A 22,635-nucleotide genomic window follows, 5' to 3' on the forward strand; every position below is an offset into this window, starting at 1 on the left:
AACGGGGTGACGGCCGGCGCGCCGAGGGCGGCAGCAGAGGACCGACGCGCCGAGGAACCCGTTCCGGAGAGTCGGGCTGAGGTCCGGTCTGCCCGGTGCGGTGCGGTGCGGTGCGGGCCCGGTCCGCCTGGTGCTGTGCCGGGTCCGGTCCGCCGGAAGACGGTGCGGGTTCGTCGACAGGTGCCGACACGACGCCGGGCCGGACCCTGGAGGCGGTCCGGCCCGGCGTCGGTCGGGGCGTCAGATCATCCAGCGGTGCCGCTGCACGAAGGGCAGGCGGGCCCAGATCCGCCCCAGACCCCAGGTGTGTCCGGCGTACGCGGCGGCGAGGGCGATCAGCGCCACCGCGTAGATCAGGTGGTAGTCGACCAGCGGGTTGGTCGAGCCGGTCGGGTCGCCAGCGGCGGTGAACCGGGCAAGCGGGAACTCGGCCAGCCACATCAGCGCCATCATCACGGTGCCCGAGGCGGCGGCGACGCGCAGCCCGACACCGGCCACCAGGGCGACGCCGATGGCGGCCAGACCGACCATGAACAGCACGTTGGCCCACCAGGTGCCGGCGATCGTGTGGGAGATCGACTGCAACGGGCCCACCTCCACGTTGGCGAGGAAGCCCCGGGTGGGGGAGCCACCGTTGATCCAGGCCCGCTCGGCCGGGGTGGCGTACCCGAAGCCGAAGGTCTTGTCGAGGAAGGCCCAGAGGAAGATCAGGCCGGTGGCGACCCGCAGCACGGCCAGCGCCCGCGCGGCGGTGACGGTGAGCATGGCGCCGGGCATCTCGGCGTGCTCCAGCGGCCGTTCGATCGATCGTCGGGTGCCGTGGTGGATGGTCATCGTCGCCTCCGCAGTCAGCTTCTTACGGGATCACCATCCCCCACGCCGGGGCTCCGGCACCCGGGCCGGAACACCTGAGCCGGGCAGGACCAAGGTCCCGTCCCCAACAGGCCCCTCGGCGACCGGCACGTGCGCGGACCCGGCCCTCGCGGAGGCACCGGGCGAGGTCAGCCCTTGATGGTCCAGCGCTGCTTGGTGACCCACTCGGCGCCCGGTGCCACGGCCAGCTCGCGCCACTCGATGACCAGGAAGTCGGCACCCGGCACCCGGACCGGCTGGGCCAGTTCCAGGACGGCGAAGTGGTTCGGTTGGTTGTGCTCCAGTTCGTGCTGGCTGACTCCGGTGCTGCCACAGCCGGAGACGATCAGCGGGCGGGGCGTCACGCTGGAGTCGTTCTGCGGGATCCGCACCAGCGTCTCGCGCAGTTGCGGCTTGTGCTTGTGCCCGTGCAGCAGCAGCGAGAAGCCGAGCCGCTCCAGGCGCTGCTCCACCAGCCCGGCGTCGCGGACGGTGGACAGGTCGAGCACGACCGCGTCACCCCGTCGCGGCTCCAGCGGTTCGGGGAAGGGGTGCAGGTGGTGGTGCATGACCGCGACCCGTACGTTCTCCGGCGGCTCCTGCTCCAGCAGGTCCTTGACGATGTCGAGCTGACGCTTGCCGATGTAGCCGTAGTGGTTCTGGTCGTCCTCGAAGATGCAGGAGTTCAACCCGACGACGGTCATCGTCCGGTCGGTACGCCGATAGACGATCTCCCTCGCCTCCGGCCGGGTGCCCGAGGTCCTCAGGTCCCACTCGATGCGGGGATAGACCTCGTGGAACAGTTCCTCGCCATAGAACTGGTGCGCGAAGGTGAGGTAGTTGTCGAAGCGGTTGGCCCGGTTCGACTTGGTCTGGAGCCAGTCGATGTCGTGGTTGCCGGGGACCAGCACCACCTGGCTGCGGTCCATCCCGGTGTTCTCGCACAGCTCCGTGAGGAACTGCCGGACCAGGTCGAACTCGTCCTGCCGTCCGGTGTAGGTGGAGTCGCCGGAGACCACCAGGACGGCGTCGGAGGCGGCGCAGCCCGACCGCTTGAGGGCGCCGTGGAACTCCCGGGTCAGCTCGACGCTGAGCCGGTCGGAGTTCTCGGTGTCGGCGAACCGGTGCACGTCGATGCGGCTGCCGCCCTCGGTGATCGATCCGAAGTGGACGTCGGAGATGTGGAAGATCATCCGACGGGGGAAGTCCGGATCGGTCGCCGGTGCGCCCCGCTCCTCCACGGTCGTGGACGCCGGATCCCTGGCCCCGTCGACCAGCCAGCGCGCGAAACCGTCCGCGTCGCGCAGCGGCAGGCCGTTGGCGTGCAGCATGAGAATCTGGTCGGCGGTCGACTCCAGGTGCAGCCGTTCCGCGCCGTACCGGACCGCCGCCCGCCCGAAGCGGCGGGCCGCCTCCACGTCGCCCAGCACGAAGTGGGCCTCGGCCCGGACCAGGTTCGCCCAGGAGTCGGTCTCCTGCCCGGGGCGGGAGTCGATCTCGTCGAGCAACTGCCGGTACCGGGCGAGCGCCGGCTCGGGGTTGCCGGGATCGGCGATGGCCAGCATGCCGGCGCAGGCCACCGCGAGGTACAACGAGGTGGGGGAGAGGGTGGCACCCTGCTGGTAGAGGCGCAGCGCCTCGGCGTACCGGCCCTGACGTTTCAGGGCGCCGCCGAGCATGCCGAGCGTCTCCGGGTCCGAGGGGTTCAGCTCGTACGCCCGGTTCAGCGCCACCTCGGCCGCGTCGAGCCGGGTCAGCTTGCGCAGGTAGAAGCCGCGCTGCCGGTGCACCTCCCAGTCGCCGTCAGCCTCAGGGAAGGCGGCGTCGAGGACCTGCACCGCGCTGGCGTAGTCGCCCTCGGCGGCCAACCGGTTGCTCAACGACAGCAACGCCCCGGTCGGCAGGTCACCCGACTGCCGCGCCCAGTGCCAGACCGCGAGCAACTGCTCGATGTTGCGGCTCCGCTCGATCTTGTGGTGCAGTTCCTGCTCGAAGGCGACCCGGTCGGTACGCGGATGGAAGTTCAACCCGAGGTCGCTCAACGCGTCCCGGACCGGATTGTGGACGTGCGGGCTGTCCGAGATGAGCGCCTCGCGGTACGCGAACCGGAACCGTGGATCCTGGTCGAACTGTGGGCTGTAGAAGAGTACCCGCTGGCTTTTCAGATCGAACGGCAACTCGGTGCCGTGCACCGCGACGAGAATCGTCTTGCCCGGCGAGATGGCCTGCCGCACGCCCAACTCGTAGTAGACGCTGCCGTTGGGCGAGCTGATGTCGGCGACCACCACGTCGGCGGCCTGGAGGTGCCGGAACGCCTGGTTGACGATGGTGCCCGGCTCGGTGATCTCGTCGGCGCGGAACACCGACCACCCGGCGTCCTGAGCCACCGGGCGGAGGATCCCGTGATAGAAGCGGTCGAAGTCGTGCATCAGGCCGGAGGGCAGCCGCTTCAGACCGAACGGCATGATGACGAAGAGTTTCTTGGCGCCCGAGATGTTCGACATCCACGTTCCGATCGTGCTGGTCAGGTGTGGCTCTCGAAAAGGCCCTTGCCGTTGACCCGGACCAGGGTCGCCAACTCGCTGAAATCAGCGTATTCGTAGACCCGGATCCGGGGTATGTCCGGATGATTGGAGTTGGCCGCTCCCCGGAGGAGGAACGGCAGCACCGCGGACGTGTGTCTGAAATAGATGGACGGTGTGCGCAGGGCGATCGCCACTCCGGCCTCGACCAGCGCGCTCGACGGATTCGACACGGGCAGCACCAGCAGGAAGTGTCGACTGTGGGTCAGCGCCCGCAACTCGTCCCGGAACCCCAGGTCGACGGCGGGGAAGTCGGCGATCTCGGGACGGTCCCGTCCGGCGTAGTAGCAGCTCAGCCCGGCGCGCTGCTCGATCTCCCGGATCAGCGTCATGATCTGTCGGCGGTGGGCCGGGTACTCCGACTTTGGCAGGGAGGCCATCGGCGTCGAGACGAAGACGTCGAACTCCGGTCCGTCGCCGGCCAGGGATCGTCGGCGTACGGTGGCGACCACCGCGACCGTCGCGCCGGTGACGGCCACCCCGGCGAGGAACGACACCACCGCGACCGTGATCGTACCGCCCTGCCCGGCGAGCAACGGCACCGCGCCCTGCACGACCGCCACCGCCACCGTGGCCGAGGCCGCGATCGCCGCACCACCGTAGGACGCCTTCTCGGTGGCCGAGATCCGCGACCACCGTACGTTCACCCGGGGCACCGGCAGCCCTTCCGCAGAGTGGCGAGGTGCTCACAGCATAGTGTCGGCACGCATCCCCGTACTGACCGCCGATCGGGGGTCGTCACGGCCCGGAAGGGCGATCCAGCCGTGGTCGGTGCGTGTCCGGTGCTGCCCGCTGGGCGCGAAAAAGGCCGCTGACCGGGAATCTCTGGTCAACGGCCTTGCTCGTGCTGGTCTGCTCTGGTGCCCCCGGCAGGATTCGAACCTGCGCCCCCGCCTCCGGAGGGCGGTGCTCTATCCCCTGAGCTACGGGGGCTCAGCGACTGGAGAAGACTAGCAAACTCACCCTTCGATCGCCGAACCGGCACCCCGACCCCACCCTTACACCCACCCCCGCGTCGTCCGGTTGATCAAGAGGTTTTGGTACTCGACGGGCTATTCCGAAGGCCAAAACCTCTTGATCAACGCAGCGAGAGGGGGCGGGGACGGGGACGGGGTGGGGTGGGGTGGGTCAGGCGGCTTGGGCGCGGCCGCAGCTCGGGAGGGGGTGCGGCACGATGCGTCGGGGGAGGCGGCGGGGCCACTCGTTGCGGGCCCAGGAGCCGTCCACGATCAGGTGCACGGTGCGCTGCTCGGTGCCGCTGAGGCGGAGCACGAAGTCCCGGGGTAGTGCCGGATCCACCGACGGCGTGGTGACCATGAACCGCACCCGGCCGCGCGAGGAGACCGCCGAGATCACGTCGGCTGCCGGCATGGTGCCCCGGAGGCGTACCCGGCCGAGCCAGTAGACCTCGGCGAGGTGCTCCTGGGCGGCCCGGGTGATGGCCGGGTACTCGCCGCGTACCCACCGCTCGACCGCGCCGACGCAGAGCCCGCAGGCGCGCTCGCGTGGCTCGCGGGGGCCCAGCCCCCAGGCCCGCAGGTACGCCCCGACGACCCCGGCGTCCAGGGTCAGCCCGAAGTGCTGCTCGATCAGGGTGTGCAGACTCTGGCGAGTCCAGAGTTCCTCGTCCAGCCCGAACTCGTCGGGGTGGACGCCCCGCAGGGTGTCGATGAGTTCCAGCTCCTGTTCGCGGCTGAGCGCTCCCGACTCGCTCTGCCGCTGTCCGCGACGGACGGCTGCCACCGTCCCGTCACCGCCGATGGTGTGGCGTCGGCACCAACTGGTGACCGAACGCCGTGCGTCTCTGAGTGCAACCCCCACGTCCTGCGCAACGAGCCCGAATCCCAACTGGTCACGATATGTGGGGAGAAAGGTTGTCAAGCTCGGTAATTAGTTCAGAAAGTACTAAAAGCGTCTATCGGACAAGTGGGGCACGCTCGGGGCTGACCTGCGGACGGGCGAGGGGCCCGGCCGGTGTTCCGGCGGGGCCCCTCTCCGGTCGTACACGTGTTGCGGCGGTCGCGGACCGTCCCGGTATCAGCCGGCGGCCTGCTGGAGTTTCCGGAGCTCGTTGATCTCCTTCTGCTGCGCCTGTTTCATGGCCTCGGCCATCCGGACCACCTCGGCCCGGTCGGACGTCTTGAGGAGCCCGTCGACCATGTGGATCCCGCCGAGGTGGTGCTTGATGATCAGGTCGATGAAGAGACGGTCGACCTCGGCACCCTGGGCCTCGTGGAGCTGGGTGATCTGCTCCCGGGTGGCCATGCCGGGCATCAGCCCGTTCGCGTCCACCCGTACGCCGTCCGGCATCCACTCCATCGCCGGCCGGGTGCCGGTGGGCAGCAGGTCCCACTCCTGCAACCAGCGCTGCATGTGCCCGATCTGCGCCTGCTGGGTGAGGGCCATGTCGTACCCCATCTGCCGGATCGCCGGATCCTGCCCCTTGGCGTACGCGAGCATGGCCATCTCGACCGCCTGCGCGTGGTGCCGGGACATGTCCCGGGCGAAGCCGGCCTCGGCCGACTCCTCACCCGGCGTCCGCCCGGCGGCCAGCGTGGCAGCCGTCCACCCGACGGCGAGCAGCATCAGCGCGGTCACGGCCAGCGTCAGATACCGCAGGGTCCGGGAGGCCGGGCGGGGTGCTGCCCCGCCCGTCTGCTCGGTCACCGGTGGGTCCTGCACGGCGGTGGGCATGTCAGCCGCCCTGCGTGGGCTGCATCTCGCGCGGCTCGGTGCCGGTGCCGGTGGTGTAGTTGCCGGAGGAGCAGGGCACGCCCGGCTCCATCGAGGCGTTCTGTGCCAGCACGGTGGCGAACTCCTTCAGCCGGGAGTCGCCGGCGTCGTCGACCTTGAGCTGGTAGCCCCACGCCTGGATCGAGACGGGCTTGTCGAGGCCCTCGTAGGGGCTCATCAGCATGAAGTCGTTGCCGCGGATGATGTCGGCGAGCTTCGCCACGTCCGCCTCGGGCAGGTCGGGGCGGTAGGTGATCCAGACCGCGCCGTGCTCCAGGCTGTGCAGCGCGTGCTCGTTGGCGATCGGCGCGGTGTAGACGTCACCCTGGCAGCGCTGCCACGTGTTGTTGTGCGGGCCGCCGACCGGCGGGCTGTGCGGGTACTCGATCTTGCCGGCCCGGTGCTCCTGGTTGGCGATGCTCTCCGGGTCGCTCTCCCGGAAGTTGACGACGCCGTCGATCGCCGCAGCCTTGTCCTGCCACGACTGGCTGCCCTTGAAGGTCGCCCAGGCGCCGAAGCCGATGATCGAGGTGGCGAGCACGCCCACGGCGACGAAGAGGGCGATCGGCCCCCAGGAGCGCCCCTGGCTGACCTTCACCGGGGTGATCGGCTTGCGGGGACCCTTGCCACCGCCGGAGCGGGGGGTCGCCGGCTTGCCGGACCCGGTCTTGTCGCCGGTCGGCTTGTCGCCGGCGGCCGGCCGACCAGCCGCCGGCTTCTTACCGGTGCTGACCACGGTCGGGCGGCGCTGCGGGCCGCCCGGGGTGCTGATGCTCATCGTGCCTCGTCAGGTCGGTCGGTCAGAGGAGTCCGGCGGCCCAGCCCCCGATGCCGGGTCGCCGCCGCGGGGACCGAGTCTACCCCCGATAACATGGTTCGGTGACTCCCGCTGAACTCGCCGAAGCCGTCCTGGCCGCCGCTCACGCCGTCTTCACCGACCGGGGGCTGGACCGCTCCGCGCTGCCGGAGCACACGACGGTCGAGCGGCCCCGCAACCCCGAGCACGGCGACTACGCCTCCACGCTGGCGCTCCAGCTCAGCAAGAAGGTGGGCGTACCGCCCCGCGAGCTGGCCACCGGGCTCGCCGCCGCGCTGGGCAGCACGGCGGGGGTCAAGTCGGTGGAGATCGCCGGCCCCGGCTTCCTCAACATCCGGCTGGACGCCGCCGCCGCCGGCCAGCTCGCCCGGAGCATCGTCGAGGCGGGCGAGGAGTACGGCCGTGGCGACCGGCTCGCCGGCCTGAAGGTCAACCTGGAGTTCGTCTCGGCCAACCCGACCGGACCGGTGCACATCGGCGGCGTGCGGTGGGCGGCGGTCGGCGACGCGCTGAGCCGCCTGCTGCGGGCCGCCGGTGCCGAGGTCGGTACGGAGTACTACTTCAACGACGCCGGTTCCCAGATCGACCGGTTCGCCCGCTCGCTGCTCGCCGCGGCCCGGGGCGAGGCGGCGCCGGAGGACGGCTACGGCGGGGCGTACATCGCGGAGATCGCCGCCGAGGTCACCACCCGGCGGCCGGAGGTGCTGTCGCTCGACGAGACCGCCGCCCAGGAGGTTTTCCGGGTGGAGGGCGTCGCGCTGATGTTCGAGGAGATCAAGTCCTCGCTGCGCGACTTCGGGGTGGAGTTCGACACCTACTTCAACGAGAAGGACCTGCACGACCGGGGTGAGCTGGAGCACGCCCTGACCCGGCTGCGCGAGCAGGGGCACGTCTTCGACGCCGACGGCGCGACCTGGCTGCGCACCACCGACTTCGGTGACGACAAGGACCGGGTGCTGCGCAAGTCCAACGGCGAGTGGACGTACTTCGCCGCCGACTGCGCCTACTACCTGGACAAGCGGGAGCGCGGCTTCGACCGGGTCGTGATCATGCTGGGCGCGGACCACCACGGCTACATCGGCCGGATGAAGGCGATGGCCGCCTGCTTCGGCGACGAGCCGGAGCAGACCCTGGAGATCCTCATCGGCCAGCTGGTCAACCTGGTGCGCGACGGCGCCCCGGTGCGGATGAGCAAGCGCGCCGGCACCGTGATCACCCTGGAGGACCTGGTCGACGCCATCGGGGTGGACGCCTCCCGGTACGCGCTGGCCCGCTACTCCAGCGACTCGCCCATCGACATCGACATCGAGTTGTGGACCCGGGCCACCCGCGACAACCCGGTCTACTACGTGCAGTACGTGGCGGCCCGGACGGCCAACGTCGCGCGCAACGCCGCCGAGGTCGGGCTGACCCGGGGCGACACCGGCTCGTTCCGGCCCGAGCTGCTCGACCACGACAAGGAGAACGAGCTGCTCAAGGCGCTCGCCGAGTTCCCCGCCGTGGTGGCCGCCGCCGCCGAGCTGCGCGAGCCGCACCGGGTGGCCCGCTACCTGGAGGACCTGGCCGGGGCGTACCACCGGTTCTATGACAACTGCCGGGTCCTGCCCCGGGGCGACGAGGAGATCACCGACCTGCACCGGGCCCGGCTCTGGCTGAACGACGCCACCCGGGTGGTCATCGCCAACGGCCTGCGCCTGCTCGGCGTCTCGGCCCCCGAGAGGATGTGACCGATGCGCGCTCACGAGGCCGGTGCGCTGCACGGTGACATCGGCAACCGGGGGCCGTCGTGGCTGCGTGCCCCGGCCGACGTCAACGCCCTGGTGCCGCGCCTGTGGCCGCGCACGACCCGGCGCGGCGACGACGGCGCGCTGGTCGTCGCCGGCCTGGACGTCCGCGACCTGGCCGCCCGGTTCGGCACCCCGGTGTACGTGCTGGACGAGGAGGACCTGCGGTCGCGCTGCCGCGACTTCCGGGACGCCTTTCCGGACGAGGACGTCTACTACGCGGGCAAGGCGTTCCTCTGCCGGGCGGTGGTCCGGATGATCGCCGAGGAGGGCCTCTTCCTCGACGTGTGCAGCGGCGGGGAGCTGGCCGTGGCGCTGGCCGGCGGGATGGATCCGGCGCGGATCGGTTTCCACGGCAACAACAAGTCCGTGGCCGAGCTGACCCGGGCGTTGGACGCCGGGGTAGGCCGGATCATCGTCGACTCGTCCGCCGAGATCGACCGGCTCACCGCGCTGGCCCGCGAGCGGGGCGTCCGGCCCCGGGTGATGATCCGGGTCACCGTCGGCGTGGAGGCGCACACCCACGAGTTCATCGCCACCGCGCACGAGGACCAGAAGTTCGGCTTCTCGCTGGCCGGAGGCGCGGCGAGCGCGGCGGCGCTGCGCATCCTCGACGAGGACGTGCTGGAACTGCGCGGCCTGCACTCGCACATCGGTTCGCAGATCTTCGACACCAGCGGCTTCGAGGTCTCCGCCCGCCGGGTGCTCGCGCTCCAGGCGCAGATCCGCGACGCCCGTGGCGTCGAGCTGCCGGAGCTGGACCTCGGCGGCGGCTTCGGCATCGCGTACACCACCCAGGACGCCCCCTCGACCCCGCACGAGCTGGCCAAGCGGCTGCGCCGGATCGTCGACGCGGAGTGCGCCGCGGAGCGGCTGGCCGTGCCGCGCGTCTCGATCGAGCCGGGTCGGGCGATCGTCGGCCCGGCCGTGTTCACCCTCTACGAGGTGGGCACCGTGAAGTCCGTGCTGGTCGGCGCCGGTGGTGACGCGGCCGACGGGCACCGTGCCTACGTCAGCGTCGACGGGGGGATGAGCGACAACATCCGGACCGCGCTCTACGACGCCGCGTACTCGGCGACGCTGGCCTCCCGGGCGACCTCCGCCGGGTCGATGCTCGCCCGCGTGGTGGGAAAGCATTGTGAGTCCGGGGACATCCTGGTGAAGGATGAATTCCTGCCCGCCGACGTGCAGCCCGGAGATCTTGTCGCGGTGCCGGGCACCGGTGCCTACTGCCGCAGCATGGCCAGCAACTACAACCACGTGCCCCGCCCCCCGGTGGTCGCGGTGCGCGACGGCCAGGCCCGGCTGATCGTTCGACGGGAGACCGAAGAGGACCTGCTCGCCTTGGATGTGGGATGAATCAACCTGTGCGCCTGGCCCTGCTCGGCTGCGGCACCGTCGGCGCCGAGGTGGTGCGGCTGCTGCACGTGCAGTCCGCCGACCTCGCCGCCCGGATCGGTGCTCCGCTGGAGATCGCCGGCATCGCGGTACGCCGGCTCGGGCGTGACCGTGGTGACCTGCCGGTCGATCCGGCCCTGTTCACCACCGACGCGCTCGGGCTGATCAAGCGCGACGACGTGGACGTGGTCGTGGAGGTGGTCGGCGGCATCGAACCGGCGCGTGGCTGGCTGGTCGAGGCGCTGCGGGCCGGCAAGAGCGTGGTCACCGCCAACAAGGCGCTGCTCGCCGAGGACGGCGGCACGCTGCACGACGCGGCGGCCGAGGGCGACGCGGACCTCTACTACGAGGCCTCGGTGGCCGGGGCGATCCCGCTGCTGCGTCCGCTGCGCGAGTCGCTGCACGGTGACCGGATCACCCGGGTCACCGGCATCGTCAACGGCACCACCAACTTCATCCTCTCCGCCATGCACGCCACCGGCGCCGGCTTCGCCGAGGCGCTGGAGGAGGCCACCGAGCTGGGGTACGCGGAGGCCGACCCGACCGCCGACGTGGAGGGCTTCGACGCGGCGGCCAAGGCGGCGATCCTCGCCTCGCTGGCCTTCCACACCCGGGTCGGTGCCGACGACGTGCACCGTGAGGGCATCACCGAGGTGACTGCCGCCGACGTGGCCAGCGCGAAGGCGATGGGCTGCACGATCAAGCTGCTCTGCATCGCCGCGCGCGGTGCCGACGGGCAGGGCCGCGAGACGGTCAGCGTCCGGGTCCATCCGGCGATGATCCCGCTGAGCCACCCGCTGGCCGGCGTCGGCGACGCGTTCAACGCGGTCTTCGTCGAGGCCGACGCGGCCGGGCAGTTGATGTTCTACGGCCGGGGCGCGGGAGGGTCGCCGACCGCCAGCGCGGTGCTGGGCGACGTGGTCGCGGTGGCCCGCAACCGGCTGGCCGGGGTCCGGGCGGCCAGCGAGTCCGCCTATGCGGACCTGCCGGTACGCCCGATGGGCGAGGCGCTCACCCGCTACCACATCAGTCTCGACGTGGCCGACCGTCCGGGTGTGCTGGAGGCGGTGGCCGGGGTGTTCGCCCGCCACGACGTCTCGATCGCCACCGTGCGGCAGGGGCCGGCCGGCGGCGGTACCGGGGGAGCGGGCGAGGCGATCCTGGTCATCGTGACCCACGTGGCGCCGGACGCGGCGCTCGCGGCGACCGTCGACGAACTGCGCGGGCTCGATATCGTCCGTTCGGTGGCGAGCGTGCTGCGGGTCGAGGGGGGCTCGTGAGCGGGCGGACCGGATGGGTGCGGCTCCCGGCCGGTGGTGACCGGTGACGGGTACGAGAGGCGAGGAGAGCGGCATGTGGCGGGGTCTGATCGAGGCGTACCGGGACCGGCTGCCGGTCACCGACGCCACGCCGGTCGTCACGCTGCACGAGGGGAACACGCCGCTGCTGCCCGCGCCGGTGCTCTCCGCGCGGCTCGGCTGCGACGTCTACCTCAAGGTGGAGGGCGCCAACCCGACCGGTTCGTTCAAGGACCGGGGCATGACGATGGCCGTCTCCAAGGCGGTCGAGGCGGGTAACAAGGCGATCATCTGCGCCTCCACCGGCAACACCAGTGCCTCCGCCGCCGCGTACGCGGCCCGCGCCGGGGTGACCTGCGCGGTGCTGGTGCCGCAGGGCAAGATCGCCCTCGGCAAGCTGGCCCAGGCTCTGGTGCACGGCGCGAAGCTGCTCCAGGTCACCGGCAACTTCGACGACTGCCTGGCGTTGGCCGCCAAGCTCGCCCAGGACTACCCGGTGGCGCTGGTCAACTCGGTCAACATCGACCGGCTGCACGGCCAGAAGACGGCCGCGTTCGAGATCGTGGAGGCGCTCGGCGACGCGCCGGACATCCACTGCCTGCCGGTCGGCAACGCCGGCAACATCTCCGCGTACTGGATGGGCTACGGCGAGGACGCCGCCGCCGGCAACGCCACCCGCACCCCGAAGATGTACGGCTTCCAGGCCGCCGGTGCCGCACCGATCGTGACCGGGCAGGTGGTGCCCGAGCCGTCCACGATCGCCACCGCGATCCGGATCGGCAACCCGGCGAGCTGGACGAAGGCGTTGGACGCCCGGGACGCCAGCGGCGGCCTGATCGAGTCGGTCACCGACCGGGAGATCCTGACCGCGTACCGCCTGCTGGCCCGGGAGGTCGGCGTCTTCGTGGAACTGGGCAGCGCGGCCAGCGTGGCGGGTCTGTTGCAGCAGGCCGCCGCCGGGCGGGTGCCGGCCGGTTCCACCGTGGTCTGCACGGTCACCGGGCATGGTCTGAAGGATCCGGAGTGGGCGATCACCACGGCTCCGGCGCCGGTCACCATCGCCAACGACCCGCTCGCCGCCGCCCGTTCGCTCGATCTCGCCTGAGGCAGCCAAACCGACACTTGCTCCTTTATGGGCATTTTGGTCGCAAAGGCGTCTTCTAGCGGTACAACTATGGGGTGGCTACCGACCCGGTGGCTGCCGAGGCTCGGCGGACACCCGACGCGACAGGCGTCGCGCCCGTGGTGGCCGCGCAGTCACGGACCTCCTACCTGGACCTGCTGCGCGCTGCGGCACTGGCCCGGGTGCTGCTGTACCACGCCACCGGGTGGCTGTGGCTGAGCCTGCTGGTGCCGGCGATGGGCGTCATGTTCGGCGTCGCCGGCGCGTTGCTCGCCGCGTCGCTGGACCGGTACGGCACCCGTGCCGTCGGCCGTCGGATGCGGCGGCTGCTGGTGCCGTTCTGGGCCTTCGGCGCGACGGTGCTGGTGCTGGTGGCCGTCGCCGGTCAGGTCTCCGGCACGCCGAGCGGGTTCGGTTGGGGCGACGTCTGCTGGTGGCTGCTGCCGCTGCGGGTGCCGTCGGCCGGCGCGATGTCCTGGGGGTGGGCGTTCACCGTCGGCCTCTGGTACGTCTCGACGTACCTGTGGCTGACCCTGCTCTCACCGCTGCTCCTGCCGTTGTACCGCCGCTGGCCGTGGCCCGTGCTGGCGGCGGCCACCGCCCTGCCGGTGTGCGCTCATCTCGCCGGGGTGACCCAGTTCTACTTCGTCGTGTCGTACCTGCCCTGCTGGCTGCTCGGTTTCGCCTACCACGACGGACTGCTGCGGCGGGTGCCGGCCCGCCTCTACCACGGTCTGGTCCTGGTGCTGGCCACCGTCGGTGGCACCTGGGTGCTGCTCGCCGCCACCACGGGTGCGCCGGGCGAGCTCAACCACATCCCGGCCGGTTCCACCATCTGGTCGATGGCCTGGGTCGCGGCGCTGTTGCGGTGGGCCCCCCGGTCGACCGCCGTTGCCCGGTCGACCGGGGAGGTCCGGCCGACGCGGGGCGGCGGGCTGCTGCGCCTGGTCAACGCCCGGGCGCTCACCGTCTATCTGTGGCACATCCCGGCCAGTGCGGCGATCACCGCCCTGCTCATGCCGTGGCTCTCCTTCGACTCCGTCGCCCACGTGGGGATACGGCTGGTCGGGATGGTCCTGCTGACGGCCGTCGCGGCGCTGGCCGTCGGGTGGATCGAGGACCTCGCCGCCCGGCGGCGTCCACGGCTGCTGCGGGTGGGCGCCCCGGCGGTGTCCCGCTCGACGCGCCGTGGTGGTGCGGGCGTGCCGCGTGGACGGACCGCCGTCGACGGGCCGATGCCGCCGGTCGGGGCTGAACGAGGGTGAGCCGGCGGAGGGTCAGCCCCGGGGTGCGACAGCGCCGGCGACGGTCCGGATGACCAGGCCGAGGGCCTCGTGCCGGGAGACCTCGTGGGAGGCCAGGTAGCTCCAGCCGGCGTAGAGCTGGGACCAGAGCACCGACTGCACCCACGGCGCGGGCAGCGCCGGGTCGATGCTGCCGTCGGCGTGGCCGCGCGCGATCATCGCGTAGAAGTCGTCGTCGCAGACCTCGGTGCCCCAGATCGGGTCCTCGATGATCGTCGGCTCGGCGAAGACGAGCGAGAGCAGGTCACCCAGGTCGAAGTACTCCGCGCAGAGACGGAGCAGCGCCTCGGCGCCGGTGCCGTCGGCCAGGCGGGCGCGTCCGGTGGCTTCGTTGAGCCGGTTCGCGCCTTCGGCGGCCACGGCGGCCAGCAGGTCGGAGCGTTCGGCGAAGTAGCGGTGCAGGGTGGTCCGGCCGACCTGGGCGGCGGTGGCGATCTCGCTCAGGCTGGCGGCCTGGTTGTGGCTGAGCACCTCGATCGCGGCCTGCAGGATCGCCTGCCGGGTCCGCGCCCGGCTGCCGCTCTCGTCGGTGGTCATCACGCCGGACAGGTTACCAACGTACAGATTCGGAATATTGCTTGCCCGTAGTGGAACAGTGGTGTTCCATTGCCGGGTGACTGTGACCGCCGTACCCGCCGCGACCGAATCGGAGCCGACCGCCCCGAGGGCCCGGACCCGGCTGCTGCTGACCTACCTCCGGCCGCACTGGCCGGCCATGCTGGTCGGGCTGCTGCTCGGCCTGGTCGCCAACGCGGCCGGGCTGGCCACCCCGCTGGTGACCAAGTGGGTGCTGGACACCCTCGGCGCCGGTGAGTCGCTGGCCCGACCCGTCGCCGTGCTGCTGGTGCTCGTGGTGGTGGGTGCCGCCATCTCGCTGTGGCAGTGGATCCTGATGGGCCGCATCGCCGAACGGGTGGTGCTCGACGCCCGCACCGGGGTGATCCGCCGCTACTTCGCCGCCCGGATCGACCAGCTCACGCACCGCTCCGGCGGTGAACTGGTCACCCGGGCCACCTCCGACCCTGCGTTGCTGCACCAGGCGTCCGGCAGCCTGGTGGGCCTGACCAACGGTGCGTTGGCGCTGGTCGGAACGCTGGTGCTGATGGGTGCGCTCGACCTGGTGCTGCTCGGCGCCACCATGGTCGCGGTGGTCGTGGTGGCGGTCCTGATGGGATACCTGCTGCCCTCGATCGGCCGCGCCCAGGAAGCCGCCCAGGAATCCGTCGGGCGGTTCGGCGGGGCCCTGGAGGGTTCCCTGCGCGCCATCCGGACGGTCAAGGCCAGTCGCGCCGAGCAGCGCCAGACGTCGGCGCTCACCACGCACGCCCGCGAGGCCGCCGAGCACGGGCTCCGCGCGGCCCGCCGCAGCGCCCTGGTGTGGACCATCTCCTGGACCGGCATCCAGCTCGCCGTCATCGTCATCCTGGGCGTCGGCGCGGCACGGGCCGAACGCGGCCTGATCGAGGTCTCCACCCTGATCGCGTTCCTGCTCTACGCCTTCGGGCTGATGGGGCCGATCGGCGAGCTGACCCAGAACCTCACCGCCATGCAGGCCGGGATCGCGGCGGCCGGTCGGCTCCGTGAGATCGAGGCGGTCGAGGCCGAACCCGGTTCGTCGCCGACCGTCACCGCGTCCGCCGCGCCGGAGCCGGTACCGCCGGTCGTCACCGCCGGCCACCGCGACCGTTCCGGGCCGGTGCTGACGCTGCGGGGCGTCACCGCCCGGTACGCGCCCTCGGCGCCACCCGCCGTGCGCGACATCGACCTGGAGATCCCCCGCGTCGGCCACACCGCGCTGGTCGGGCCCTCCGGAGCCGGCAAGACCACACTCTTCTCCCTGCTGCTGCGCTTCCTCGAACCGGAGCACGGGGAACTGCTGCTCGACGGCCGGCGCTACCCGGACCACACCCCGGCGCAGATCCGTGGGCGACTGGCCTACGTGGAGCAGGAGGCGCCGGTCGTGCCCGGCACCATCGGGGACAACCTGCGCTTCACCCACCCCGACGCGAGCGACGACGAACTCTGGGCCGCGCTGCGGGCGGTGAACCTGCACGAGAAGGTGAGCGGGCTGGAACTCGGGCTGGACACGCCGCTGGCGGCCACCACCGTCTCCGGCGGCGAACGGCAGCGCATCGCGCTGGCGCGGGCGGTGCTGCGGACGCCGGACGTGCTGTTGCTCGACGAGGCCACCTCGCAGGTCGACGGCCTGACCGAGGCGGTGGTGAGCCGGTGCGTCCGGCAGCGGGCCGAGGAAGGGGCGGTGGTGACGATCGCGCACCGACTCTCCACCGTGCTCGACGCCGACCAGATCGTGGTGATGGAGCGGGGCCGGATCCGCGCCGTCGGGGACCACGCCACCCTGCTGCGCACCGACGAGCTGTACCGGGACCTGGTGGCGTCGCTGCGGATCGGCACCGCCGAACCGGTGCCCGCCGGGCCCGCCCCGGACACCGACGGGCGAATCGGGTCGGGCACACTGCTCGTGCCCTTCGAACGTCTCCCCCAGGAGTGAGCCACGCCGATGTCGCTGCTCGCCAGATTCAGCCTCGCCAACCGAGGGCTGGTCGCCCTCATCGCGGTGGTGACCACGGCGTTCGGTGCGTACGCCGTGCCGTCGCTGAAGCAGCAACTCCTGCCCTCGTTGGAGTTCCCCGCCGCGTTCATCGTGGCGTCCTACCCCGGTGCCGGACCCGAGGTCGTCGAGTCCCAGGTGACCGTCCCGATCGAGAACAGCCTCCGGGGCATCCCCGCGCTGGACAGCGTCACCTCCACATCCCGTGAGGGCCTGAGCACCATCCAGGTGCAGTACGAGTTCGGCACCGACCTGGACGACGTGGTCAACCGGATGCAGACCGCGCTCAACCGCACCCGGTTGCCCGACGACGTCGAGCCGCAGGTGATCGCGGGCAGCACGGACGACCTGCCGGCCGTGGTGCTGGCCGCCAGCGGCGGTGACGACGAGCGTGCCCTCGCGGCCAAGCTGCGGGACACGGTGGTGCCCGAGCTGGCGGCCATCGAGGGCGTACGCGGTGTCGAGCTGACCGGCGTCCGTGACGACCTGGTGGTCATCACCCCCGACCCGGCCAAGCTGTCCCGGGCCAAGGTGCAGCCGACCGCGATCGGCACCGCGTTGCAGGCCAACGGGGTGTCGGTGCCCGCCGGGGCGGTCCTGGACGGCAACCGGGCGCTGCCGGTGCAGGTGGGCTCGCCCCTGACCACGCTGGACGACCTGCGGGCCGTCATCGTCGCGCCGCCGAAGGGCAAGACCGGTCCGGTCCGCCTGGGTGACGTCGCCACCGTCTCCGAGCAACTCGCCCCGGCCACCGCGATCACGCGTACCAACGGTCGCGAGAGCCTCGGCATCACGGTCACCGCCGACCCGGACGGCAACGCGGTGCAGATCTCGCACGAGGTGGCCGACCGGCTCGACGGACTGCGGGCCGCCACCGGTGCCGAGTTGACCGTCGTGCTCGACCAGGCCCCGTTCGTGGAGAAGTCGATCAAGACGTTGAGCACCGAGGGTCTGCTGGGCCTGATCATGGCCGTGGTGGTCATCCTGGTGTTCCTGCTGTCGATCCGCTCCACCGTGGTCACCGCGGTCTCCATCCCGCTGTCGGTGGTGGTCGCGCTGCTCGCCCTCTGGATCGGCGACTACTCGCTCAACCTGCTCACCCTCGGCGCGTTGACGGTCGCCGTCGGGCGGGTGGTGGACGACTCGATCGTGGTGCTGGAGAACATCAAACGGCACCTGACGTACGGCGGACCGAAGCGGGAGGCGATCCTCACCGCCGTCCGCGAGGTGGCCGGAGCAGTCACCGCCTCCACCCTGACCACGGTCGCGGTCTTCGCGCCGATCGCCCTGGTCGGCGGCTTCGTCGGCCAGCTCTTCGCGCCGTTCGCGATCACGGTCACGGTGGCGCTGCTGGCCTCGCTGCTGGTCTCGCTGACGGTGGTGCCGGTGCTCGCGTACTGGTTCCTCAAGCCGGTGACCGGCGCCCACGGGGCGACCGTGCGCCGCGCCGCCGAGGAGCGGGAACTGCGCAGCCCGTTGCAGCGGGCGTACCTGCCGGTGATCCGGTTCGCCACCGGCCGGCGGGCGTTCCGCCTGGCCACCCTGGCGGCCGGTCTGGTGGTGCTGCTCGGCACGTTCGGCCTGGCCCGGCAGTTGGAGACCAACTTTCTCGACGACTCCGGCCAGGACACCCTGAACATCCGGCAGGAGTTGCCGGTGGGCACCGGGCTGGGCGGCACCGATGCGGCGGCCCGCCGGGTCGAGGCGGTGCTGGCGGAGACGCCGGGGGTGCGGTCGTACCAGGTCACCGCCGGTGGCGGCGACTCGCCGTGGGGTGGTGGCGCCGGCAACAACGTGGCCAGCTACGCGCTGCTGCTCGGCGAGGGGACCGATGCCAAGGAGATGCGCGGCATCCTGCGGGACCGGATCGGCGCGCTCGGCGCCGACGCGGGCGAGATCACGTTCCCGGCGGGCCAGGGCGGCGCGTCCGCGAACGAGCTGGCCGTGGTGGTGCGGGCCGCCGACCCCGAGGCGCTGACCCGCGCGGCCGAGCAGGCGCAGGCGGTGCTGACCCGCCTGCGGGGCGTCGAGGACGTCTCGTCCACCCTGACCGAGCAGGTGCCACGGGTGGAGGTGACCGTTGACCGGACGGCCGTCAGCCGGGCCGGGCTCACCGAGGCCGCGGTCGGTCAGCTCGTCGCGCAGGCGTTCCGGGGTACGCCGCTGGGCCAGGTGAGCCTGGACGGCGGTGCGCGCGACGTGGTGCTGCGGCTCTCCGCGCAGCCGCCGACGACCGTGACCGAGCTGCGCGAGATGCGGGTCGGCGCGGTCAAGCTGGACGACATCGCCGAGGTCACCGAGACCACCGGACCGCAGCAGGTGCGACGGATCGACGGTGAGCGCAGCGTCTCGGTCACCGGCACGGTCACCGGCTCCGACCTGGGGGCGATCAGCGCCGAGCTGCAACGCGAGCTGGACGCGATCGACGTACCCGGAGCGACCCTGACCATCGGTGGCGTCAGCGCCGAGCAGCGGGACACCTTCGCCGATCTCGGTCTGGCCGTGCTGGCGGCGATCGCGATCGTGTTCCTGATCATGATGGCGACCTTCCGCAGCGTCGTACAGGCGCTGATCCTGCTGGTCTCGATCCCGTTCGCGGCCACCGGCGCGGTCGTCCTGCTGCTGGCCACCGGCACCGCGTTGAGCGTGCCGGCGCTGATCGGCGTGCTCATGCTCGTCGGCATCGTGGTGACCAACGCGATCGTGCTGCTGGACCTGGTCAACCAGTACCGCGCCCAGGGGATGGGCGTGCGGGAGGCGGTGGTCGAGGGTGGACGCCACCGGCTCCGCCCGATCCTGATGACCGCCATCGCGACCATCTTCGCGTTGACACCGATGGCCTTCGGGCTCACCGGCGAGGGCGGGTTCATCTCCCGGCCCCTGGCGATCGTGGTGATCGGCGGTCTGCTCAGCTCCACCCTGCTCACGCTGATCCTGGTGCCCACGCTGTACGCCATGGTGGAGGACACGAAGGAGTCGGTGCTGGCCCGGCGTCGGGGCCGGTCCGGCCCGTCGTCCGAGGACGAGCCGCGCGACGCCGACCCGGACGACGCGCCCGGCGACGAGCCCGCCGGACGGGAGGCGACGGCGACCGCGCCGCCCGCCGAGGAGCGCAGACCGGAGAGCCGGCCGGTGCCGGCGGCACCCTCCGGCGCCCTGATCGAGAGCACCGACCAGTTCGAGGTGCTCCGGCTGCCGAAGACCCGCAACTCACCGTTCCCACCCACCGAGTGAAAGGAGGGGTCCCCTGCTAACGCCTCGTGCATAGCAGGGGACCCCTCCTTACATCCGGGTGTCCGCGCCCCGACTCACCGGGGGAGTACGGCCGGGTAGGGTCCGGCTCGTGGCGTCCACCGTCGGGGTCATCACCCGCAACCGGAACTTCCGCAGTCTCTTCCTGGCTCAACTGGTGGTCTTCGGCGCCGACTGGTTCGTGATGGTGCCGCTGTTGGTCCTGTTGCCGCAGCTCACCGGCAGTGGCGTGTGGGGCGCGCTCGTGTTGGCCGTGGACACCGGCATCGTGGCGCTGCTGCTGCCGTACACCGGGACCGTCGCCGACCGCTTCGACCGTCGTACGATCATGATCGCCGCGAACGTCGCCGCGCTCGTCGGTGCCCTGCTGCTGCTCGGCGTACGCGATGCCGGCACGGCCTGGCTGGCGATGCTCGGTATCGGCGTGATCGCGGTGGCCAAGGCGTTCTACTCCCCGGCCGCGCAGGCGGCCCTGCCGAACGTGCTCGACGCGGACGAGCTGGCGGCGGGCAACGCGGTGGCCGGGTCGGCCTGGGGCACCATGACCGTCGTCGGTGCCTCCCTCGGCGGGGTCCTCAGTGCCGCTGCCGGGCCGTACGTCTGCTTCTGGGTCGCCGCGGTCGCGCTGGTGCTCGCCGCGCTGCTGGCCACCCGCATCCGCCGGCCCCTCCAGGCGGCGCGCGAGCAGGACCAGGCACCGCCGCAGACCTGGGCGGCGATCCGCGAGGCGCTGGGCTACATCGCGCACCGCCCACGGGTGCTGGCCCTGGTGACGGTGAAGTCGGCGGTCGGCCTGGGCAACGGCGTGCTGACCGTCTTCCCGTTGCTGGCCGGGGTGTACGGGGTCGGCGCGCTCGGCACCGGCCTGCTGTTCGCGGTACGCGGCGCGGGCGCGCTGGTCGGCCCGATCCTGATGCGCCGGGTACTGACCAACCGGGCCTGGCTGCTGCCCGGACTGGCACTGTCCATGTCGGCGTACGGGCTGGCCTATCTGGGCACTTCGGTGGTGCCCTGGTTCCCGCTGGTGCTGGTGCTGGTCTTCGTGGCGCACTTCGCCGGCGGCAGCAACTGGGTGATGTCGAACTTCGCGTTGCAGGGCGAGGTGCCGGACCGGTTACGGGGCCGGGTGTTCGCCACCGACATGATGCTGGCGACCCTGGCGATCTCGGTCAGCCAGCTCGCGGTCGCCGCCGTGGTGGACGTGGTGGACGAACGGATCGTGCTGGCCAGTTGCGGCCTGGTCACGTTGACGTACGCGATCGGTTGGCGGGTGGCCACCCGACGGCTCTCGCTCGCCGCCCCGACGCCGACCGTCGCGGAGACCGGGACCCGGTAGAACCGCCCCGTTAGCGCGTAACGGTGGGCGGCCGGTACGGGTCCGCCGAAGGTCCGTACGGGTCGGCCGGCGGCTGGTGCGCGTCCGCCGGAGGTCGGTACGCGTCGGCTGGCGGCGGACCCCAGGCCGTGGGGGCGCCCGGTGCGGCGGTGCCCGGTGCCGGCGCCCTCCGGTGGCCGACCAGCGCGGCCGCGATCAGCAGCCCGACTCCGGCCGGGAAGAGCAGTGCGTTGATCACCCCGACGACCAGGGAGAGCGCGCTGAACCGGGCGGTACCCCCGGTGACCGCCCAGGGCAACGCGACCGACCACACGAGGCTGATCAGCGTGGCGGCCAGCAGGACGGCGAGCCCGGCCAGCAGCAGACGACGGGCCGCTCCCGGCAGCCGCCCCCGGGCGGACGTCGCCAGCACGCCTCCGGTGATCAGCACCATCAACGTCGGCAGATCCATCGCCACCTGCACCAGCAGATATCTGACGTCGCTCACGCAGTCCTCCCGAAGCCGTCGGTCTGGGCAGACTAGGACCTGTGGGCAAGGGTGCCGGGCGCGAGGTGCGTCCCAGGGGGCGGGCAGCGCGTCGGGCGTCGCCGGTGGGGCCCTAGCATGGGTGGCGTGCCGACCACATTCGCCGCCGGCCCGGTCCGGGTCCGGGTCCCCGCCACCAGTGCGAACCTGGGTCCCGGCTTCGACGCCCTGGGCCTCGCCCTCGCGCTCTACGACGACGTCGCCGCCGAGGTGACGGCGGGTGGCGTGACCGTGTCGGTGGCCGGTGAGGGCGCCGACGACCTGCCGGTCGACGACGGACACCTGGTGGTACGCGCCATGCGGGCGACCTTCGACGAGCTCGGCGGCCAGCCGTCCGGGCTGGCGTTGGAGTGTGTCAACCGGATCCCGCAGGCGCGTGGCCTCGGTTCCTCCTCGGCCGCGATCGTGGCCGGTGTGCTGCTGGCCCGTGCCCTGGTGGTCGACGGGGAGCAGCGGCTCGACGAGGACGCCGCGTTGCGGTTGGCCGCCCGGATCGAGGGGCATCCGGACAACGTCGCGCCCTGCCTGCTCGGCGGGTTCACGCTGGCCTGGACGGAGTCCGGCGGTGCGCGGGCGGTGTCGTTGCCGGTGGCCGAGGGCGTACACCCGACGGTGCTGGTGCCGACCGAGCGCGGACTGACCGCGTCGGCGCGGGCGGCGTTGCCGGCGACCGTGCCGCACGCCGACGCCGCGCTCAACGCCGGACGGGCGGCGCTGCTGGTGCACGCGTTGACCACGGAGCCGGGTCTGCTGCTGCCGGCCACCGTCGACCGGTTGCACCAGAGTTATCGCGCATCGTCGATGCCGGGTACGGCCGCAGTGGTCGAGGAGTTGCGTGCGGCCGGTGTGGCAGCCGTGGTCAGTGGTGCCGGACCGACCGTGCTCGCCCTGTCTGAGCTGCCGGAAGGCTTCGACGCGGGAACAGAATGGCAGATTCTGCGGTTGCCGATAGACGTGCCCGGCGCGCAGGTCGAGCAGGGTAGACTCGGACACGCGGAGCGGGACCCTGTTGCCGCAGGTCGGAAGAGTTGATTACGCTCTAGACTTAGCACAGCCGC

Annotated in this window: 17 protein-coding genes and 1 tRNA gene; 9 read left to right on the top strand and 9 right to left on the bottom strand. The window is 71.9% G+C overall.

Annotated features, from left to right (window positions below; genetic code table 11):
* Positions 1 to 240: 240 nt before the first annotated feature.
* The 7 genes from ACFYTT_RS20665 to ACFYTT_RS20695 all read right to left on the bottom strand — a co-directional run bounded on the left by ACFYTT_RS20665 (position 241) and on the right by ACFYTT_RS20695 (position 6,945).
* The gene (locus ACFYTT_RS20665) at positions 241 to 834 is read right to left on the bottom strand and encodes a DoxX family membrane protein (protein WP_131052089.1); all 594 of its coding nucleotides are present in this window, start codon (positions 832 to 834) and stop codon (positions 241 to 243) included.
* Between the two features lie 167 nt (positions 835 to 1,001).
* Positions 1,002 to 3,356 carry a metallophosphoesterase gene (locus ACFYTT_RS20670; RefSeq protein WP_176095115.1) on the bottom strand — a complete coding sequence of 785 codons (2,355 nt, stop codon included), beginning with the start codon at positions 3,354 to 3,356 and terminating at the stop codon, positions 1,002 to 1,004.
* A 20-nt stretch (positions 3,357 to 3,376) separates the two neighbouring features.
* Entirely contained in the window at positions 3,377 to 4,081 is a 705-nt protein-coding gene (locus ACFYTT_RS20675; RefSeq protein WP_387261204.1) for a hypothetical protein, read from the bottom strand.
* A 211-nt stretch (positions 4,082 to 4,292) separates the two neighbouring features.
* A tRNA-Arg gene (locus tag ACFYTT_RS20680) sits at positions 4,293 to 4,367 on the bottom strand.
* A 195-nt stretch (positions 4,368 to 4,562) separates the two neighbouring features.
* Entirely contained in the window at positions 4,563 to 5,255 is a 693-nt protein-coding gene (locus tag ACFYTT_RS20685; protein ID WP_131052104.1) for a winged helix-turn-helix domain-containing protein, read from the bottom strand.
* A 216-nt stretch (positions 5,256 to 5,471) separates the two neighbouring features.
* A complete protein-coding gene (locus ACFYTT_RS20690) occupies positions 5,472 to 6,128 on the bottom strand; it encodes a DUF305 domain-containing protein (protein ID WP_131052094.1) in 657 nt (218 codons plus the stop codon).
* A gap of 1 nt (position 6,129) precedes the next feature.
* A complete protein-coding gene (locus tag ACFYTT_RS20695; RefSeq protein WP_131052095.1) occupies positions 6,130 to 6,945 on the bottom strand; it encodes a DUF3105 domain-containing protein in 816 nt (271 codons plus the stop codon).
* A 101-nt stretch (positions 6,946 to 7,046) separates the two neighbouring features.
* Between ACFYTT_RS20695 and argS the strand changes: the two genes are divergently transcribed.
* The 5 genes from argS (at position 7,047) to ACFYTT_RS20720 (ending at position 13,852) form a co-directional block, all read left to right on the top strand.
* Positions 7,047 to 8,711 carry an arginine--tRNA ligase gene (argS, locus tag ACFYTT_RS20700; protein WP_357210711.1) on the top strand — a complete coding sequence of 555 codons (1,665 nt, stop codon included), beginning with the start codon at positions 7,047 to 7,049 and terminating at the stop codon, positions 8,709 to 8,711.
* A gap of 3 nt (positions 8,712 to 8,714) precedes the next feature.
* Complete coding sequence (gene lysA, locus ACFYTT_RS20705) at positions 8,715 to 10,127, top strand: diaminopimelate decarboxylase (protein WP_387261208.1); 1,413 nt, start codon at positions 8,715 to 8,717, stop codon at positions 10,125 to 10,127.
* A gap of 8 nt (positions 10,128 to 10,135) precedes the next feature.
* The gene (locus ACFYTT_RS20710) at positions 10,136 to 11,446 is read left to right on the top strand and encodes a homoserine dehydrogenase (RefSeq protein ID WP_176095997.1); all 1,311 of its coding nucleotides are present in this window, start codon (positions 10,136 to 10,138) and stop codon (positions 11,444 to 11,446) included.
* A 73-nt stretch (positions 11,447 to 11,519) separates the two neighbouring features.
* A complete protein-coding gene (gene thrC / locus ACFYTT_RS20715; protein ID WP_131052105.1) occupies positions 11,520 to 12,569 on the top strand; it encodes a threonine synthase in 1,050 nt (349 codons plus the stop codon).
* A 74-nt stretch (positions 12,570 to 12,643) separates the two neighbouring features.
* A complete protein-coding gene (locus tag ACFYTT_RS20720) occupies positions 12,644 to 13,852 on the top strand; it encodes an acyltransferase family protein (RefSeq protein ID WP_161594916.1) in 1,209 nt (402 codons plus the stop codon).
* 12 nt (positions 13,853 to 13,864) lie between these two features.
* On the opposite strand, the gene ACFYTT_RS20725 is transcribed toward ACFYTT_RS20720, so the two are convergent.
* Positions 13,865 to 14,428 (bottom strand): TetR/AcrR family transcriptional regulator, encoded by a 564-nt coding sequence (locus ACFYTT_RS20725; RefSeq protein ID WP_176095996.1) that lies wholly within the window; start codon positions 14,426 to 14,428, stop codon positions 13,865 to 13,867.
* 76 nt (positions 14,429 to 14,504) lie between these two features.
* On the opposite strand from ACFYTT_RS20725, the gene ACFYTT_RS20730 reads away from it, so the two are divergent.
* The 3 genes from ACFYTT_RS20730 to ACFYTT_RS20740 all read left to right on the top strand — a co-directional run bounded on the left by ACFYTT_RS20730 (position 14,505) and on the right by ACFYTT_RS20740 (position 21,051).
* Positions 14,505 to 16,403 carry an ABC transporter ATP-binding protein gene (locus tag ACFYTT_RS20730; protein WP_254876970.1) on the top strand — a complete coding sequence of 633 codons (1,899 nt, stop codon included), beginning with the start codon at positions 14,505 to 14,507 and terminating at the stop codon, positions 16,401 to 16,403.
* Positions 16,404 to 16,412: 9 nt separating this feature from the next.
* On the top strand, positions 16,413 to 19,697 hold the full coding sequence (locus tag ACFYTT_RS20735; protein WP_387261212.1) for an efflux RND transporter permease subunit: 3,285 nt from the start codon (positions 16,413 to 16,415) through the stop codon (positions 19,695 to 19,697).
* Positions 19,698 to 19,806: 109 nt separating this feature from the next.
* The gene (locus ACFYTT_RS20740; protein WP_387261215.1) at positions 19,807 to 21,051 is read left to right on the top strand and encodes an MFS transporter; all 1,245 of its coding nucleotides are present in this window, start codon (positions 19,807 to 19,809) and stop codon (positions 21,049 to 21,051) included.
* A 10-nt stretch (positions 21,052 to 21,061) separates the two neighbouring features.
* Here ACFYTT_RS20740 and ACFYTT_RS20745 read toward each other — a convergent pair whose 3' ends face one another.
* On the bottom strand, positions 21,062 to 21,538 hold the full coding sequence (locus ACFYTT_RS20745; RefSeq protein ID WP_387261218.1) for a hypothetical protein: 477 nt from the start codon (positions 21,536 to 21,538) through the stop codon (positions 21,062 to 21,064).
* A gap of 126 nt (positions 21,539 to 21,664) precedes the next feature.
* Between ACFYTT_RS20745 and thrB the strand changes: the two genes are divergently transcribed.
* A complete protein-coding gene (thrB, locus tag ACFYTT_RS20750; protein WP_387261221.1) occupies positions 21,665 to 22,609 on the top strand; it encodes a homoserine kinase in 945 nt (314 codons plus the stop codon).
* Positions 22,610 to 22,635 lie beyond the last annotated feature (26 nt).

This window comes from Micromonospora sp. NPDC003816 (genome assembly GCF_042874705.1).
Classification (GTDB): domain Bacteria; phylum Actinomycetota; class Actinomycetes; order Mycobacteriales; family Micromonosporaceae; genus Micromonospora.

What these genes read in the sequence shown, in the direction of transcription:
- ACFYTT_RS20690 (WP_131052094.1), bottom strand. Translation starts at nt 6,128, where the DNA reads ATGCCCACCGCCGTGCAGGACCCACCGGTGACCGAGCAGACGGGCGGG.
- ACFYTT_RS20725 (WP_176095996.1), bottom strand. Translation starts at nt 14,428, where the DNA reads ATGACCACCGACGAGAGCGGCAGCCGGGCGCGGACCCGGCAGGCGATC.
- ACFYTT_RS20735 (WP_387261212.1), top strand. Translation starts at nt 16,413, where the DNA reads ATGTCGCTGCTCGCCAGATTCAGCCTCGCCAACCGAGGGCTGGTCGCC.
- ACFYTT_RS20695 (WP_131052095.1), bottom strand. Translation starts at nt 6,945, where the DNA reads ATGAGCATCAGCACCCCGGGCGGCCCGCAGCGCCGCCCGACCGTGGTC.
- ACFYTT_RS20665 (WP_131052089.1), bottom strand. Translation starts at nt 834, where the DNA reads ATGACCATCCACCACGGCACCCGACGATCGATCGAACGGCCGCTGGAG.
- lysA (WP_387261208.1), top strand. Translation starts at nt 8,715, where the DNA reads ATGCGCGCTCACGAGGCCGGTGCGCTGCACGGTGACATCGGCAACCGG.
- thrC (WP_131052105.1), top strand. Translation starts at nt 11,520, where the DNA reads ATGTGGCGGGGTCTGATCGAGGCGTACCGGGACCGGCTGCCGGTCACC.
- ACFYTT_RS20670 (WP_176095115.1), bottom strand. Translation starts at nt 3,356, where the DNA reads ATGTCGAACATCTCGGGCGCCAAGAAACTCTTCGTCATCATGCCGTTC.